This window comes from Novosphingobium clariflavum (genome assembly GCF_026420865.1).
In the GTDB taxonomy this organism is placed as follows: domain Bacteria; phylum Pseudomonadota; class Alphaproteobacteria; order Sphingomonadales; family Sphingomonadaceae; genus Novosphingobium; species Novosphingobium clariflavum.
The window spans coordinates 16880-33427 of the sequence record NZ_JAPCWC010000007.1 but is presented as its reverse complement, the minus strand read 5'-3'; the positions used below and the strand labels follow the sequence as shown (position 1 = coordinate 33427).

Annotated in this window: 17 protein-coding genes; 14 read left to right on the top strand and 3 right to left on the bottom strand. The window is 66.5% G+C overall.

Going from position 1 to position 16548, the window contains the following annotated elements:
* Positions 1-225 precede the first annotated feature (225 nt).
* Positions 226-2415: an excinuclease ABC subunit UvrB gene (gene uvrB / locus OKA11_RS11430; protein ID WP_267220299.1), complete on the bottom strand. Its 2190-nt coding sequence runs from the start codon at positions 2413-2415 to the stop codon at positions 226-228.
* A gap of 132 nt (positions 2416-2547) precedes the next feature.
* Between uvrB and OKA11_RS11425 the strand changes: the two genes are divergently transcribed.
* Together OKA11_RS11425 and OKA11_RS11420 are read left to right on the top strand one after the other, a co-directional pair.
* Positions 2548-3105, top strand: a complete 558-nt coding sequence (locus tag OKA11_RS11425; RefSeq protein WP_267220298.1) for a DUF3617 domain-containing protein — start codon at positions 2548-2550, stop codon at positions 3103-3105.
* Between the two features lie 70 nt (positions 3106-3175).
* A complete protein-coding gene (locus OKA11_RS11420; protein WP_407673448.1) occupies positions 3176-3901 on the top strand; it encodes an esterase/lipase family protein in 726 nt (241 codons plus the stop codon).
* Between the two features lie 99 nt (positions 3902-4000).
* On the opposite strand, the gene OKA11_RS11415 is transcribed toward OKA11_RS11420, so the two are convergent.
* Both OKA11_RS11415 and OKA11_RS11410 read right to left on the bottom strand, forming a co-directional pair.
* Positions 4001-4885: an EamA family transporter gene (locus OKA11_RS11415; RefSeq protein ID WP_267220296.1), complete on the bottom strand. Its 885-nt coding sequence runs from the start codon at positions 4883-4885 to the stop codon at positions 4001-4003.
* Between the two features lie 135 nt (positions 4886-5020).
* Entirely contained in the window at positions 5021-6529 is a 1509-nt protein-coding gene (locus tag OKA11_RS11410) for a YifB family Mg chelatase-like AAA ATPase (RefSeq protein ID WP_267220295.1), read from the bottom strand.
* A gap of 169 nt (positions 6530-6698) precedes the next feature.
* On the opposite strand from OKA11_RS11410, the gene OKA11_RS11405 reads away from it, so the two are divergent.
* The 12 genes from OKA11_RS11405 to dapE all read left to right on the top strand — a co-directional run bounded on the left by OKA11_RS11405 (position 6699) and on the right by dapE (position 16481).
* Positions 6699-7529 (top strand): alpha/beta hydrolase, encoded by an 831-nt coding sequence (locus OKA11_RS11405; RefSeq protein ID WP_267220294.1) that lies wholly within the window; start codon positions 6699-6701, stop codon positions 7527-7529.
* Between the two features lie 142 nt (positions 7530-7671).
* Positions 7672-7806: a 50S ribosomal protein L34 gene (gene rpmH / locus OKA11_RS11400; protein ID WP_086494189.1), complete on the top strand. Its 135-nt coding sequence runs from the start codon at positions 7672-7674 to the stop codon at positions 7804-7806.
* Positions 7807-7958: 152 nt separating this feature from the next.
* Complete coding sequence (rnpA, locus tag OKA11_RS11395; RefSeq protein WP_267220293.1) at positions 7959-8339, top strand: ribonuclease P protein component; 381 nt, start codon at positions 7959-7961, stop codon at positions 8337-8339.
* Positions 8340-8347: 8 nt separating this feature from the next.
* Positions 8348-8593: a membrane protein insertion efficiency factor YidD gene (gene yidD, locus OKA11_RS11390; protein WP_379489270.1), complete on the top strand. Its 246-nt coding sequence runs from the start codon at positions 8348-8350 to the stop codon at positions 8591-8593.
* A gap of 70 nt (positions 8594-8663) precedes the next feature.
* Positions 8664-10430: a membrane protein insertase YidC gene (gene yidC, locus OKA11_RS11385; protein ID WP_267220292.1), complete on the top strand. Its 1767-nt coding sequence runs from the start codon at positions 8664-8666 to the stop codon at positions 10428-10430.
* Positions 10431-10438: 8 nt separating this feature from the next.
* The gene (gene yihA, locus OKA11_RS11380; RefSeq protein WP_267220291.1) at positions 10439-11080 is read left to right on the top strand and encodes a ribosome biogenesis GTP-binding protein YihA/YsxC; all 642 of its coding nucleotides are present in this window, start codon (positions 10439-10441) and stop codon (positions 11078-11080) included.
* A 93-nt stretch (positions 11081-11173) separates the two neighbouring features.
* Positions 11174-11344 (top strand): hypothetical protein, encoded by a 171-nt coding sequence (locus OKA11_RS11375; RefSeq protein ID WP_267220290.1) that lies wholly within the window; start codon positions 11174-11176, stop codon positions 11342-11344.
* A gap of 58 nt (positions 11345-11402) precedes the next feature.
* Complete coding sequence (locus tag OKA11_RS11370; protein ID WP_267220289.1) at positions 11403-12554, top strand: DUF47 family protein; 1152 nt, start codon at positions 11403-11405, stop codon at positions 12552-12554.
* 15 nt (positions 12555-12569) lie between these two features.
* A complete protein-coding gene (locus OKA11_RS11365) occupies positions 12570-13571 on the top strand; it encodes an inorganic phosphate transporter (RefSeq protein WP_267220288.1) in 1002 nt (333 codons plus the stop codon).
* Between the two features lie 159 nt (positions 13572-13730).
* Positions 13731-14393: a glutathione S-transferase family protein gene (locus OKA11_RS11360; RefSeq protein ID WP_267220287.1), complete on the top strand. Its 663-nt coding sequence runs from the start codon at positions 13731-13733 to the stop codon at positions 14391-14393.
* A gap of 5 nt (positions 14394-14398) precedes the next feature.
* Positions 14399-15265 carry a S1/P1 nuclease gene (locus OKA11_RS11355; RefSeq protein WP_267220680.1) on the top strand — a complete coding sequence of 289 codons (867 nt, stop codon included), beginning with the start codon at positions 14399-14401 and terminating at the stop codon, positions 15263-15265.
* A gap of 70 nt (positions 15266-15335) precedes the next feature.
* Positions 15336-16481 (top strand): succinyl-diaminopimelate desuccinylase, encoded by a 1146-nt coding sequence (dapE, locus tag OKA11_RS11350; protein ID WP_267220286.1) that lies wholly within the window; start codon positions 15336-15338, stop codon positions 16479-16481.
* Positions 16482-16548 lie beyond the last annotated feature (67 nt).

The following is a 16548-nucleotide window of genomic DNA, read 5'->3' as shown; positions in this document are numbered from 1 at the left end:
TAAGGTGAAGCGGCGATTAACAAGTACCGTCATCCAGCCCTGAAATAAGGGACTCTACCATGTTCATGGTATGCTGCGGGTTACATGTCGATGCACAATGCCATCGCGACCCGAGGGATCGGTACTTGCGATCCTGAGACTCTCAGCCCGGGACCTGGCAACAGGTCCCGGGCTCTCTTTCAAGGAGGAGAGCCCGGTCGTTTTCGGGGAAGGCGGGAAGCCCGGCTACTTGCCCCATTTCTTCTGCATCTTGCCGTAGCGGGTCTTGCGGGTGCCGGGCTTGCCCTCGTTGCTGCGGCCGACGATGGGGGCTTTCCTGTGCTCGTCCGGGATGCCCAGTTCGCTGGCTTCCAGCTTGCGGATCTCGTCGCGGATGCGCCCGGCTTCCTCGAATTCGAGGTCGGCGGCGGCGGCGCGCATCTTCTTTTCCAGTTCCTCGATATAGGCACGCAAGTTGTGGCCGACGAGGTTGTTGGCGCCGTCGTCGGTCTCGATATCGATCAGCACGCCGTCGCGGCTGGCGGTATCGGCGACGATGTCGGCGATGCGGCGCTTGATCGTCTGCGGGGTAATGCCGTGCTCGGCGTTGTATTCTTCCTGCTTGGCGCGGCGACGGTCGGTTTCGGCGATGGCGCGTTCCATCGATCCGGTCATGCGGTCGGCATAGAGGATCACGCGGCCGTCGACGTTGCGCGCGGCGCGGCCGATGGTCTGGATGAGAGAGGTCTCGCTGCGCAGGAAACCTTCCTTGTCGGCATCGAGAATGCAGACGAGCCCGCACTCGGGAATGTCGAGGCCCTCGCGCAAGAGGTTGATGCCCACCAGCACGTCGTAGACCCCCATGCGCAGGTCGCGGATGAGTTCGATGCGTTCCAGCGTCTCGACGTCGCTGTGCATGTAGCGCACGCGCACCCCGGCCTCATGCATGAACTCGGTGAGATCCTCGGCCATGCGCTTGGTGAGGGTGGTGACGAGGGTGCGATAGCCGCGCTCCGCCGTCGTCTTGCACTCCATGATGCAGTCCTGCACCTGGTCCTCGACCGGGCGGATCTCCACCGGCGGGTCGATCAGGCCGGTGGGGCGGATCACCTGCTCGGCAAAGACGCCGCCCGATTCCTCCATCTCCCACGATCCCGGCGTGGCCGAGACGGCGATGGTCTGCGGGCGCATGGCGTCCCACTCGTTGAAGCGCAGCGGGCGGTTGTCGATGCAGCTCGGCAGGCGGAAGCCGTATTCGGCCAGCGTGATCTTGCGGCGGTGGTCGCCCTTCGACATCGCGCCGATCTGCGGCACCGTCTGGTGGCTTTCGTCCACGAACAGCAGGGCATTGTCGGGCAGGTACTCGAACAGCGTCGGTGGCGGTTCGCCCGGCAGGCGGCCGGTGAGGAAGCGCGAATAGTTCTCGATCCCCGCGCAGGACCCGGTGGCGGCGATCATCTCAAGGTCGAAATTGGTGCGCTGCTCCAGCCGCTGGGCTTCGAGCAGGCGGCCTTCGGCTTCCAGTTCCTTGAGCCGCTCGGTCAGTTCGAAGCGGATCGCCTCGCTTGCCTGCTTCATCGTCGGCCCGGGCGTGACGTAGTGCGAATTCGCGTAGACCCGCACCTTTTCGAGCACCGAGCCCTTCTTGCCGGTGAGCGGATCGAACTCGGCGATCTCCTCGATCTCGTCGCCGAAGAACGAGATGCGCCAAGCGGTGTCCTCGAGGTGGCTGGGGAAGAGTTCCAGGTTGTCCCCGCGCACGCGGAAGGTGCCGCGGGTGAAGGCGGCATCGTTGCGCTTGTACTGGAGGGCGACGAGCTTCCTGATGATCTCGCGCTGGTCCTGCGTGTCGCCGGTCTTGAGGTCGAAGATCATCGCCGAGTAAGTCTCGACCGAGCCGATGCCGTAGAGGCACGAGACCGAGGCGACGATGATCACGTCGTCCCGCTCCAGCAGGGCGCGCGTGGCCGAATGGCGCATGCGGTCGATCGCCTCGTTCACCGAGCTTTCCTTCTCGATGTAGGTGTCCGAGCGGGCGACGTAGGCTTCGGGCTGGTAATAGTCGTAGTAGGAGACGAAGTACTCGACCGCGTTTTCGGGGAAGAAGTCCTTCATTTCGGCATAGAGCTGGGCGGCGAGGATCTTGTTCGGCGCCAGGATCAGGGCCGGGCGTTGCAATTCCTCGATGACCTTGGCCATCGTGAAGGTCTTGCCCGAGCCGGTGACGCCCAGCAGCACCTGCGTCTTCTCGCCCTCGCCCGCCGTCGAGACGAGGTCGGCGATGGCGGTCGGCTGGTCGCCGTTGGGTTCGTATTCGGACACGACCTTGAAGGGCCGGCCTGGCATCGACTTGTCCGGACGCGCGGGCTTGTGGGGGACGAAAGTGCCCGAGGTATCCGGTTCCTCGAGGCCCCGGCGGATGATCAGCTCTGCCATGGGAGAACATATGGGGTATATCGTGGCCGCCCGCAATGTCTGGCTTAGTGTCTTGCCGGAAGGGGCTCGCGGGAAAGGCGCGGCAATGATAGGTCCTCGCCTCCCGGATCAGGTGCGAAAGGGTTCGACTCCATGAAGCGTATGGCAGCAGTTTCGATCGTGGGTCTGGCACTTGTGCTGGCGGCGTGCAGCTCGAAGGAGCCGAAAAGCGGCGAGCCCAAGTCGATGGACGAGGTAAAGGAAGAGGCGGCCCAGCTGCAACGCCCCAAGCCCGGCCAGTACATGCAGAAGGTCGAGATCACGAAGATGGACGTGCCCGGCATGCCCAGCGAGGCGGCCGAGCAGATGAAGACGATGATGGCCAAGGGCCAGGTCAACCAGTTCTGCCTGACCCAGGCCGAAGCCGACAAGGGCTACCGCGACATGTTCGACGGTATCGGCAGAGGGCGCGAATGCAGCTATTCGCGCTTCGAGGTTGATGGCGGCAAGCTCGATGCCCAGATGGATTGCAAGTCTTCCGGGCAAGGTGCCGACAATCAGGGCACGGCGACGATCAAGCTGGCCGGCACCGTGGGCGAGCAGGGATCGGACGTGACGGTAGACATGGACATGTCCGGCGGCCCCGCGCCGATGGGGCAGATGAAGATGGCGATGCACATGACGACCCAGCGGGTGGGTGATTGCCCGTGATCAAGGGCCGCCCGTGACGGGCGGCCGGTAAAGGATGGAAGTGAACGAACCGGCTCCCCGGCAGTTGGACATGATGCGCAGCGCCATCGCGCGCCGCGCGGCGCTGGCGCGCGAGCCGCACCCGGAGGGCGTGCGCAAGCCCTCGCTGCGCCTGTTCCTCGCCGAACTGGCTTCGTTGGGGCGGGGCAAGAAGAAGCCCATTGCCGTGGACAAGGCGCAGCATCCGCAGCCGGTCATGCTGCTGCCCGGCTTTGGCGCGCATCCCAACCGGATGCGGCCGATGGCCGATGCCCTGGCCGAGGCGGGGCATGAGGTCCACGAATGGGGGCTCGGGCTCAATCTCGGGCCGAACCCGCAGAACTTCGCCTTCCTGATGCGCCGGGTCGGCACGCTGGCGCGCCAGCACAAGCGGCCCATCGCGCTGGTCGGCTGGAGCCTCGGCGGCCTTTTCGCGCGGGAGATCGCGCGGCGCGAGCCTGACTGCGTTTCCAGGGTCATCACCATGGGCACGCCGTTTTCGGGCGATCCGCGCGCCAACAACGCCTGGCGGGCCTATCAGATGGTGACGGGGCACTCGGTCAGCGCGCCGCCGATCGACTGCGATTTCACCGCCAAGCCGCCGGTGCCAACGATCGCGCTGTGGAGCCCGCGCGACGGGGTGATCCATCCGCGCTCGGCCTGCGGCTGGCCCAGCGAGCGGGACCGGGCGGTGGCGATCCGCTGCACGCACCTTGGCTTCGCCAGCGATCCGCGCGTGGTGGCCGAAGTGCTCAGGCAACTCGACGCCGAGGATTAGAGCGTTTTCTAATCAGATGGAATCACCTGATGTCTCAGAAAACGCGTAAAACCAAAATCTTGGAGCAGTTGATCCGATGCAATCGGATCGGAAACTGCTCTAAGCCATCACATCGTCGCGCGGGCGTGCGACCGGCGGGCGCGAGGCCAGCGAGCAGCCCGCGCTGGCGCCGATCATCATCGCGACCGCCAGCCATTGCAGCCCGCTCAGCCGCTCATCGAGGACGAGGAAGCCGACGATGGCACCCAGTGCCGGGGCCATGCTGCTGAGCAGGCCGACGATGCGGCTGGGAAGCTGGCCCATCGCCCGCATCTCCAGCACATAGGGCAGCGCGCTGGACAGTACCGCGACTACCGCGCCCAATGCCAGCGCATGCAATGGCAGGCTAGCCGGGGCAGAAGCGAGGCCGAACGGCACTGTAACGCAGCAGGCCACCACCATGCCCACCGATACCGCGACCGAACCGCCAACTTCCGAAGCGCGCCGGCCGCACAGGATGTAAAGTGCCCAACAGGTCGCCGCCGCCAGTGCGAAGACGATGCCTATGGGATCGAGCGCGTGGGCATTGCCCTCCCACGGGATCAGCAGGGCCATGCCGCCGACCGCGAGCCCCAGCCAGAGGAAATCCTTCACCGAGCGCGAACTGGCCAGCACCAGGCTCAGCGGTCCGCAGATCTCGATGGCGACGGCGATGCCGATGGGGATGCGCCGGATCGCCCAGTAGATCATCAGGTTCATGCAGCCGAGCACCAGCCCGTAGAGCAGCAGCCACTTGAGCTGCCGCGCCGTGAATTTCACGCGCCAAGGGCGGGCGATGGCCAGCAGGATCAGCGCGGAGATCGTCGTGCGCAGCGCCGCCACGCCTTCGGGGCCGACCAGCGGGAACAGGCTCTTGGCGAAGGCCGCGCCAAGGTTGATCGAGCTTTGCGCGACGATGATGGAAATGCCGGCAAGCAAGGCAGTGCGGTCGGTCTGCGGGGTCATCTTGCGGGCGATGCCAGTTGGGGAGGGAGAAGGGAAGCTCCGTACCCACCTAAAACCAATCCGTCGCCCCTGCGCCTGCGCGGCGACGGGATGTCGTATTCACAGCGCACGCCTGAAAATTCGCCCCGATGCAGATCAACCCCTCGGCGGCTGCCGCCGATAGCTGAGCGCCTCGGCCACATGCACGCGTCCGACCTCGGCGCTTCCGGCAAGATCGGCGATCGTGCGCGCCACGCGCAGGATGCGCGTATAGCCGCGGGCCGAGAGGTGCATCGCCTCCGCCGCCTGCATCAGCAGCTTGCGCCCGGGGTCATCGGGCGTGGCGTGGGTTTCGAGCAGGTCGCCGTCGAGTTCGGCATTGGTGCGCTTGCCGGTGCCGCTGAGGCGGGCGGTCTGCACGGCGCGGGCGCGGGCGACGCGCTGCGCCACTTCGGCGCTGCCTTCCTTGGGCGGCGGCAGGGCGAGGTCCACCGCGCGCACCGGGTCGACCTCGACGTGGAGGTCGATGCGGTCGAGCAGCGGGCCGGAGACCTTGCTCTGGTAGTCGGCGGCGCACTTGGGCACGCGCGAGCAGGCGAGGGCGGGGTCCGACAGATAACCGCAGCGGCACGGGTTCATCGCCGCCACAAGCTGCACGCGCGCCGGATAGGTGACGTGGGCATTGGCGCGGGCGACGGAAATCTCGCCGGTTTCGAGCGGCTGGCGCAGCGAATCGAGCACCGCGCGCTGGAATTCGGGCAGTTCGTCGAGGAACAGCACGCCAAGGTGCGCCATCGAGACTTCGCCGGGGCGGACCTTGAGGCCGCCGCCGGTCAGCGCTGCCATCGAGGCCGAGTGGTGCGGCGCGCGGAACGGGCGGGCGCGGCTGATGCGGCCTTCCTCCAGCGTTCCGGCGACCGAGGAGATCATCGAGACTTCCAGTGCCTCTGCCGGCGTCAGTTCGGGCAGGATGCCGGGCAGGCAGGAGGCGAGCAGCGACTTGCCGGCGCCGGGAGGCCCGCTCATCAGGAGGTTGTGCGATCCGGCGGCGGCGATCTCCAGCGCGCGGCGGGCGACTTCCTGCCCCTTCACCTGCCTGAGGTCGGGGCCGCGCTCGGGCGGATCGGCCTTGCCCGGTTCGGGGCTGGGCAGGACCTGCAGCCCCTTGAGGTGGTTGAGCAGGCTGATCAGGTTGGGGGCGGCGACCACCGGCACGCCTTCGGCCCAGCGCGCTTCGGTGCCCTGCGCGGCGGGGCAGATCAGCCCCTTGTCGAGCGCGCTGGCATGGAGTGCGGCCAGCAGCACGCCGGGGGATGGGATCACCCGCCCGTCGAGCGCGAGTTCACCCACGGCGACAAAATCGCCCAGTTGCTCGGCATCGATCACGCCCATCGCCGCCAGCAGCGCCAGCGCGATCGGCAGATCGTAATGCGAGCCTTCCTTGGGCAGGTCGGCCGGCGAGAGGTTGATGGTGATGCGTTTGGGCGGCAGCGCCAGCCCCATCGCCGTAAGCGCGGCGCTGACCCGCTGGCGGCTTTCGCCAACCGCCTTGTCGGGCAGGCCGACCAGAGTGAACCCGGGCATTCCCGGTGCTACCTGGCATTGGACTTCGACCGGGCGTGCCTCGAGACCGAGGTAGGCAACGGTCGAAACGAGTGCGACCACGAAGGACCCTTGGCTCCTGGAGTAATACGTAGAATTACTTGGCTTGGGGCTGGGATGACATCGACGTTGGGCACTGTCGATATGGAAAAGAACGCCTAGGTCAAACCTTACAGCCTTTTAACCGAATGTCTCACGGTTTGGGTAAGTTTCCCGGTCGCACTCTGGCCCCATGCGACCCATCCTGCTTTCCATGCTCGCCGTGCTCCCTCTGGCCGCTTCGCCGGCCCAGGCGCATGTCCCGGCACGCACCGCGACGATCGCCTATGAGATCGTGCTGTTCGAGGAGCCCGGTTACGTCCAGCAACCGGCGGCCTTCGTGGCGGACGAGGCGCCTGCCTTCACCGGCGGCGAGCGTCTGGTCGGCAGCGGGGGCGCCATTGCCTGGCAGCCTTCGGCGCCGGCGGCGATCCCCCGGGGCATCGCTGCCTATGGGCCGTTCCGTGTGGTCGATGCCCGGCATGTCGCGCTGGTCGACGTTACCGATTCGCGCAGCCCCGCCCAGTTCGCGGCCCTGCTGAACGACTGGCCGGCGATCGCCGAGCTCGAGATGATCGAGTGCCCGGGCACCGAGGACGACCTGGCGAACTTGCGGCTGGGGCGGATGATCCGTGCGCGCGGCATCGCCACCCGGGTGCCGAATGGCGGTTCGGTGCGTTCCGGCGCGGTCGAGCTGTTTCTGGCGGGGGCGCGGCGCTATGCCGATTCGGGCGCCGAGTTCGCGGTCCATTCCTGGCTCGACGATTCGGGCCGCGAGGCCGGCGACTATGCCGCCGATGCCCCGGCAAACCGGCGTTATCTCGACTATTACCGGCAGATGGGCATGAGTGCGCAGGAGGCCCGTGCCTTCTATGCGATGACCAATTCGGTATCCTTCGAATCGGCGCTGTGGTTCGGTGCGGCGGAAATGGAGCGCTGGGTGGCGCTCGACCGCGAGGTCGTGCCCGCGCGTTCGAAGGCCCGGATCGATCTTGCCGCCGCCTGGATCGGCTCGCTACAGTGAGCGGGCCCGGTAATACTGCCCCTTGGGGCGAGGCGGCACCGGCTTTGCCTTGACTCTGTTTGCGCGCTCCAGTATCGGCGCGCTCTGTTTTGCGGTCGTCCCGGTTGGACGGCCTCTTTTGTTCGGATTTTCGAGGACCGTCATGAAGCGCACTTTCCAGCCCAGCCGCCTTGTCCGCGCCCGCCGTCACGGCTTCCGCGCCCGCACGGCGACCGTCGGTGGCCGCAAGGTTCTTCGTGCGCGCCGCGCCCGCGGCCGTTCGAAGCTCTCGGCCTGATCGAGACTTTTCCAGCCTCACGGCTGGATGCGGCACCGGCCCGTGTCGCTATCCGATCCCTCGCCTGCCCCGTTGCGTGGTGAGGAATCAGATAGCGGCACGGGCCGCCGCCGTTTGTACTTTGCAGTTCCCCTCCCTATCTGCCGGCTGACATGACCGCCGCCTATACCACCATGACCCGCCGGGCCGACTTCGTTGCGGCCAATGGCGGTCTTCGCGTGGCGCGGCCGGGATTCGTGCTGCTGGCCAGGCCCAATGGCGGGCAGGGGCAGCGGGCGGGCATCACCGTCACCAAGAAGATCGGCAATGCCGTCGTGCGCAATCGCATGAAACGGCGGTTTCGCGCGCTGCTGCGCGAGCTTCTGGCCGGGCATGGCCTTGCCGATACTGACCATGTCCTGATCGGCCGCGAAGGCGGGGTGGAGCGCGATTTCGCGCTGCTGCGCGAGGAACTGCTGGCGGCACTGGCGCGGGCCCATGCCGGCAAGGGCGATCCGCCCCGGCGCAAGGGGCCCCGGAAACCCAGGAAGTGATGGGGTCAGTGAAGCGCGTGTTCGCCTTGCTTGCCCGCCTTCCGGGCTTGCTCCTTATCGGGGTTGCCCGTGCCTGGCAGCTTGGTCCTTCGCAGGTCCTGCCGCCCTCCTGCCGCTATTCGCCCTCCTGTTCGCAGTACGCGATCATTGCAGTGCGCAAGCATGGTGCGATTAAGGGTGGCTGGCTGGCGTTCAAGCGTCTATTGCGCTGCCAGCCTTGGGGTGGGCACGGCTACGACCCGGTGCCGGACTGACTTGACTTTGAGGTAGCGGAGGGCGCGTCCCGGCCGCTGCCACCGACGGGATTACGACAGGAAAGCCTTCGTGGAAAAGCAGCGCAACATCATACTGGCGGTCGTCCTGACCGCGCTCGTGCTCTTCGGCTGGGAGCAGGGCGTCGCCTATTTCTACCCGAACGCCAACAAGCCCAAGGTGGAACAGACCGCCGCGCCGAGCGCCGATCCGGCCAGCGCCGCCAAGCCGACCCGCGAGGGGGGGCTGCGTGACGCCGCTGAAGTGGCGCTGGAGCAGCAGGACCTCAAGACCGCGCTGACCCACGGCGGCCGCGTGCCGATCCAGGCGCCCGGCGTGTCGGGTTCGATCAACCTCACCGGCGCACTGCTCGACGATCTCGTGCTCAATCGCCACCGTGAGACGGTCGAGAAGAACTCCGGCCCGGTCCGCATGTTCTCGCCCTCGGGCACGCCGGCGCAGCAGTTCGCGCAGTTCGGCTGGGTCAGCCAGGGCAGCATGGCGCCGAGCGCCGGCACCGTCTGGACCGCACCTGCCGGGGCGAAGCTGACCCCGGCTACCCCGGTCACCCTGACCTGGGACAACGGCCATGGCCAGATCTACGCGCTGACCTTCAAGGTCGACGACAACTACATGATCACCGCCGACCAGCAGGTGGTGAACAAGGGGCCGGCGCCCGTCACCGTCCAGCCCTTCGCGCTGGTCAACCGCACCGACCGCACCGCCGCTGCCTATGCCTGGACGCTGCGCACTGGCGGCATCGGCGCTTTTGACGGCTCGGTCGAATTCGGCCCCAAGTACAGCGATCTGGTGACCGCCGGCAGCCAGGACCAGGCCGGCAAGGTCGACTGGATCGGCTTCACCGACGTCTACTGGATGTCGGCGGTGATCCCGGTGAACGCCAAGGCCACCGGTTCGTTCCGCTCGCTGGGCAACCAGCTCTTCCGTGCCGATGCCGTCTACGAGCAGAGCGTGATCCAGCCGGGTCAGGCGCTGACCCGCGAGACCAAGCTCTTCGCTGGCGCCAAGGAGCACGCCGTGCTCGACGCCTACGAGAAGCAGGGCGTCACCAACTTCGGCCTCGCGATCGACTGGGGCTGGTTCCGCTGGTTCGAGAAGCCGATCTTCTGGCTGCTGGTGAAGCTCTTCGCGCTTGTCGGCAACTTCGGCGTCGCCATCATCCTGCTGACCGCCATCGTGCGCGGCATCATGTTCCCGGTCGCCCAGCGCGGCTTCGCCTCGATGGCCGCGATGCGCGCGATCCAGCCGAAGATGAAGGCGATCCAGGAGCGCTACAAGGACAACAAGGAGCAGCAGCAGCTTGAGATCATGAAGCTGTACAAGGAGGAGAAGGTGAACCCGCTCGCCGGCTGCCTCCCGATGTTCCTGCAGATTCCGGTGTTCTTCGCGCTCTACAAGGTGCTGAACCTGGCGATCGAGATGCGCCACCAGCCCTTCGTGCTGTGGATCAAGGACTTGTCCGCACCCGATCCGCTGCACATCCTCAACCTGTTCGGCATGCTGCCGTTCACGCCCCCCGCCTTCCTCGGCATCGGCGTGCTGGCTCTGCTGCTGGGCGTCACCATGTACCTGCAGTTCAAGCTGAACCCGCAGCAGATGGACCCCGCGCAGCAGCAGGTCTTTGCCCTGATGCCGTGGTTCATGATGTTCATCATGGCGCCGTTCGCTTCGGGCCTGCTGGTCTACTGGATTACCTCCAACCTGCTCGCGATCGGTCAGCAGAAGCTGCTCTACGTGATGCATCCGCAGCTCAAGGCGCAGCAGGAGAAGGAAGCCCAGGACAAGGCTCGTGCCCGCGAGCGCGAGAAGAAGGCCTGAGAATCGACATGGAAGAAGAACAGGCAGAACTGCTCGAGCAGGCGCGAAAGCTCTTTTCGGGACCGGTGACGTTCCTGAAGAGCGCGCCCGCGCTCAAGTTCCTGCCCGAATCGGGCGAGCCGGAGATTGCCTTCTGCGGCCGCTCGAACGTCGGCAAGTCCTCGCTGCTGAACGCGCTGACCGGCCGCAAGTCGATCGCGCGCACGTCGGTGACGCCGGGGCGCACGCAGGAACTCAATTTCTTCGACGTCGGCGAGCCCTTGCAGTTCCGCCTCGTCGACATGCCCGGCTACGGCTTCGCCAAGGCGCCGCCCAAGGTCGTCGAGACCTGGCGCCGGCTGGTGCGCGACTATCTGCGCGGCCGCGTGGAACTGAAGCGCACGCTGCTGCTGGTCGATTCGCGCCACGGCGTGAAGGATGTCGACGCCGACATGATGAAGATGCTGGATGAGGCCGCTGTCGGCTACCGCATCGTCCTCACCAAGGCGGACAAGATCAAGGCGACTGAACTGGAAAAGGTCCACGCCGAGACCATCGCCGAGGCGCGCAAGCACCCGGCGGCCTACCCCGAAGTGCACATCACCTCGTCGGAAAAGGGCATGGGCATCGCCGAGCTGCGTGCCGCGGTATATGCCGATTCGCTGATCTGACCGGGCTCCGGCGCGCCGCGCCGGGCCTTTTCCACCGAATCGCATCTTTCGCTGGATCGGGAAATCGAACGACAGGAAGGCTGCCGCAATGGCATGGCCTTTCCGTCGTTTTTTCTTTTTCCTGAGGGATTTGAGCCGATTTCGGGCGGCACCGCCGTCATGAAAATATCGCAATGGGCTGTCATCATCGGCCTGTGCAGTGCGATTGTCGGGCGGTCCGCCGGCGGCAGGCCCCGGGAAACCATCAATGTGACGATTGCGTGACGAGGCAGCTTCCCCTAGGGGCACGCGGTCGCGCGTCAGAGAAGAAAGGAGACTCGCCATGCGCCAGATCGCCGTTCTTCCCTATCGTACAATCGGCCCCGCGGTCGATGCACCGATCCAGATCCTGCTGATCACCTCACGCAGCACGCGCCGCTGGGTCATTCCCAAGGGCGGGCTGATGAAGGGCCTGCTGCCCCACGCCGCCGCCGCTGCCGAAGCGGAAGAAGAGGCAGGCGTACTGGGCGCCGCCTGTCCGGTTCCGCTGGGCTCGTACCGCTATCGCAAGCAGCGCGCCTCGGGCGCCTCGGTCTGGGCGGATGTCGACGTATTTCCGTTCGCCGTCACCGAAGAGCTTGACTCGTGGGACGAACAGCACCAGCGCGAACGCCGCTGGTTCTCGCTCGCCGACGCCGCTAAGGCGGTCGACGAAGAGGATCTTCGCGCGCTGATCCGATCCTTCGGTGCGCGCGAGTTCCGCGCCGCGGCCAGCCCCGCGCGCCTGATCGGCGCGATGGCTGACCGGATGGCCGACAAGACAGGGATCAATACAATGTTTGCCTGGTTCCAGAAGCTGCTTCCGCAGCAGGGCAATTTCTTCGATCTGTTCGAACAGCAGGCCGCGACGCTTGTTGCCGGTGCCGACGCGCTGGCGCGTCTGGCGCAGGGCGGCCCCGGCCGCGCGCAGCACATTCGCGAGATCGAGGAACGCGAACACGACGCGGACAACATCACCCGCGAAGTGCTGCAGACCGTGCGCCGCACCTTCCTGACGCCGTTCGACCGTTCGGCGATCACCAGCCTCATCACCACGATGGACGATGCCATCGACGAGATGCAGCAGGTGGCCGGCGCCGTGAACCTTTACGAGGTCAGCGAGTTCGAGCCCGAGATGCGCGACATGGCCGCGATCATCGTCGACGCCGCGCGCCTCACCGCCGAGATCATGCCGCTGCTGCGCAAGATCGCCGACAATGGCCACCGCCTGCACGAACTGACCGAGCGCCTGGTGCGCATGGAAGGCCATGCCGACGAGATCCACGCCCGCGGCCTCAAGCGCGTGTTCAAGGAAGACACGGGCCCCAACGGCAAGACGGGCGACGCGCTGCACTTCATCGTCCGCCAGGAGATGTTCAAGCGTCTCGAACGCGTGGTCGACCGGTTCGAGGACGTCGCCAACGAGATCGACGGTCTCGTCATCGATCACGCCTGACGGGCTGCTCCCCCCATGGACCACTCGCTTGCCCTGCCGCTGCTGATCGGCCTCGTCGCGCTCGCCCTCGCGTTCGACTTCCTGAACGGGTTGCATGACGCGGCCAACGCCATTGCCACGGTCGTCGCCACGCGCCTGCTCTCGCCGGTCCTCGCGGTGCTGTTCGCCGCGTTCGGCAACTTTGCCGCCTACTGGATCATGGGCCTCCACGTCGCCGAGACGGTGGGCAAGGGCATCATCGACAAGGACGCGGTGACGCCTGCCGTGGTGTTCGGCGCGCTGGTCGGCGCGATGTTCTGGAACGTGCTGACCTGGATCAAGGGCATTCCCTCCTCGTCCAGCCATGCGCTGATCGGCGGCCTGCTCGGTGCCGGCATCGCCGCGGCCGGACCCGGCGTGGTCGAATCGGAAGGCACCTTCAAGACGGTGATCGCCATCGTCGCCTCGCCGGTCCTGGGCTTCGTGATCGCGATGGCCATGATGCTGGTGACCTCGTGGCTGTTCAAGGGCACCACGCCGCGCCAGTCGAACAGCGTGTTCAAGACGCTGCACCTGTTCTCGTCTGCCGCCTATTCGATCAGCCACGGCGGCAACGACGCGCAGAAGACGATGGGCATCATCGCGGTGCTGCTTTATTCCACCGGCCATCTTCAGGGCGGCTTCCACGTCCCCGAATGGGTCGTGCTCGCCTGCTATACGGCGATCTCCATCGGTACGCTCTCGGGCGGCTGGAAGATCATCAAGACGATGGGCTCCAAGCTCACCAAGCTCAACCACCACTCGGGTTTCTGCGCTTCGACGGCGGGTTCGATCGTGGTGTTCGGCGCCAGCGCCATGGGTATCCCGGTCTCGACGACCCATGCGATCACCGGTTCGGTGGTGGGCACCGGTGCCGCCCGCCGTGCCAGCGCCGTGCGCTGGTCGGTGGCGAGCCGGGTGATCGTGGCCTGGGTGGTGACGATCCCGGCGAGCGCCGTGGTCGGCGCGCTGTTCTACGAGATCACGCGGCTGTTTTGAGGGGCATGCTCGTCACATCCGTGACGCGCTTGCGGGCGGTGCCGCTTTTGGGCCGTCAGGCCGAACAAAACACCCTCCGTTCATTCTCGACTTGTTGCGCCTGAACCGATAGGTCCCCAACCTGCACCTCGCACTGGGACCTATGGGGAATCCGCGTAAGTGAAGCTGATCATCGGCAACAAGAACTATTCCAGCTGGTCGCTGCGCGGCTGGCTGGCGTGCAAGCAGTCCGGCCTGCATTTCGACGAGATCACCGTTCCGCTCTATGGCGACGAATGGGATTCGCAGCGCGCTTCCAACGATCTGGCGCCCAGCCATGGCAAAGTGCCGATCCTGTGGGACGGCGATGCCGTTGTCTGGGACAGCATGGCGATTGTCGAATACCTGGCCGACAAGGTGGGCCGCGACCGCTTCTGGCCCAAGGCCGATGACGCCCGGGCCATGGCGCGCTCGATGGTCGCCGAGATGCATTCCAGCTTCTTTGCGCTGCGCCGGGCCTGTCCGATGAATGTCCGCATGCGGGTGGAAGGCGTGACGCTGGGCGATGACGTGCGCGCCGACATCGTGCGCGTGCTGACGCTCTGGGCCGAGGCGCGCGCCCGTTTTGGCGGCGGCGGGCCGTTCCTGTTCGGCACCTTCAGCGCCGCCGACGTGTTCTATGCGCCGATCGTCAGCCGCTTCCTGACTTATGGCATCGGCGTGCCCGGCTTCGCGCAGGCCTATATGCAGGCGGTGTGGGAGCATGAATGGATGCAGCAGTGGATCCACGCCGCCCAGACCGAGGAATGGGTGATCGAGCAGTTCGAAGCACCGGTGAAGTGAGTTCCATGAAAAAGACGATGACGACGCTGGCCGCCATGGCCGGGCTTGCCGCCGCCACGCTCGCCACCCCGGCCATGGCCTGGGGCGCGCTCGGCCACCGTACCGTCGCGGCGATCGCGCTGGAGAACATCAAGCCGAACACGCGCGCGCAGATCGCCGCGCTGCTGCGCCACCAGGGCGAGCTCGATACCCCCGAATGCAGCGCCCGCACGCTGCAGGATGCCGCCACCTGGCCGGATTGCATCAAGAACAAGGACGAGCGCTGGCGCTTCGCCTTCACCTCGTCCTGGCACTACCACGATCAGCCGGTCTGCGGCGTGTTCGACCTCAAGACCGAATGCCGCGACGGCAACTGCGTGACCGCGCAGATCGATCGCAACGAACGCCTGCTGGCCGACCGCAAGCTGGCGACCGCGCTGCGGCTCGAGGCCTTGATCTTCGTCACCCATTTCGTGGGGGACGTGCACCAGCCGCTTCATGTCGGCGAAAACCACGATCAGGGCGCCAACAAGGTCGAGACCGGCTACGGCGAGGCCACCGGCTTCAACCTCCACTCCGTGTGGGACGGGCTGCTCGCCGAACGCGCCATCACCGCGGCGAACCCGCCGCTGGTGCGCCGCTATTCCGCCGAGGAAAAGGCCCGCCTCACCACCGGCAAGACCGAGGACTGGGCGCGCGAATCGTGGGAGATCAGCCGCGACGTGATCTATCCGGCGGCCTATGGCGGTAAATTGCCCTGTGACGTGAAGGAGGGCGACGTGAAGGCAACCTGGAGCGAGGCTGCCATCGAAGCCTCGATCCCGATCGTCGACAAGCGCATCCAGCAGGCCGGCCTGCGTCTGGCCAAGATGCTCGACGAAGCGCTGGGCTGATCCTGGGTCGTGGGGCGTGCCGGTTGCGCGCCCTATGGTCATGCGCGCGGACCTGTGCAATGGCGGCGCCATGACCGAGACCGTGCAGTCCACCACCGATGTCGTCGCGCTTGCCGAAGCGCTGATCGCCTGCCCCAGCGTCACCCCGGCCACCGGCATGGTGTTCGATTGCCTGGAGGCGCAGCTGGCGCCGCTGGGCTTTGCCGTGCACCGGGCGATTTCGGGCGAGGCGCCGGACGGCCCGGTCGAGAACCTCTTTGCCATTCGCAAGGGCCCGGAGGGCTCGCGCCACTTCGCCTTTGCCGGGCACCTCGACGTGGTGCCGCCGGGCGAGGGCTGGTCGAGCGGGGCCTTTGCTCCCGAAGTGAGGGGCGAACTGCTCTACGGTCGCGGCGCGGTCGACATGAAGGGCTCGATCGCGGCGATGGTTGCCGCCGCCGCGCAGATCCCGGCCGAGGCAGGGACGATCAGCTTTGTCATCACCGGCGACGAGGAAGGTCCGGCCCGCTACGGCACCCTCGCGCTGATCGAGCACATGCGCGCGGTGGGCGAAATTCCCGACCTCTGCCTCGTCGGCGAGCCGACTTCGGTGCACCGCCTGGGCGACATGATGAAGATCGGCCGCCGCGGGTCGGTGAACATCTGGCTGGAGGTTGCGGGCGTGCAGGGCCATGTCGCCTACCCGCACCTTGCCGATAACCCGATTCCCCGGCTGGTGGCGATGCTTGCCGAACTCGATGCGCTGCTGCTCGACGAGGGGACCGACTGGTTCCAGGCCAGCAATCTCGAAGTGACCGACCTCACGGTCGGCAACCCCGCTACCAACGTGATCCCGGCCAAGGCCTCGGCGCGCATCTCGATCCGCTTCAACGACCTGCATACCGGCGAAAGCCTCGCGGCGCGGGTCACCGAGATTGCCGAGCGCCACGGCGGCAGCGCCCGTCCGGTGATCTCGGGCGAGGCGTTCCTGACCGAACCGGGCGATTTCTCCGCCCTGCTGGCCGGCGCCATCCGTGCCGAGACCGGCGTCGAGCCGGAGCTTTCGACCAGCGGCGGCACGTCCGACGCGCGCTTCCTCAAGGACCTGTCGCCGGTCATCGAGTTCGGCCTGTGCAACGCGACCATGCACAAGCGCGACGAGGCGGTGGCGATTGCAGATCTGGAAGCGCTGGTGAAGATCTATCGCCGGGTCACCGAAGCGGCGCTGTCCGTCTGACCGGAAAATGCCCGTCTGGGCATTTTGGAACGGCACCGGCTCGCTCCCCCCACCCGACCACCCATCA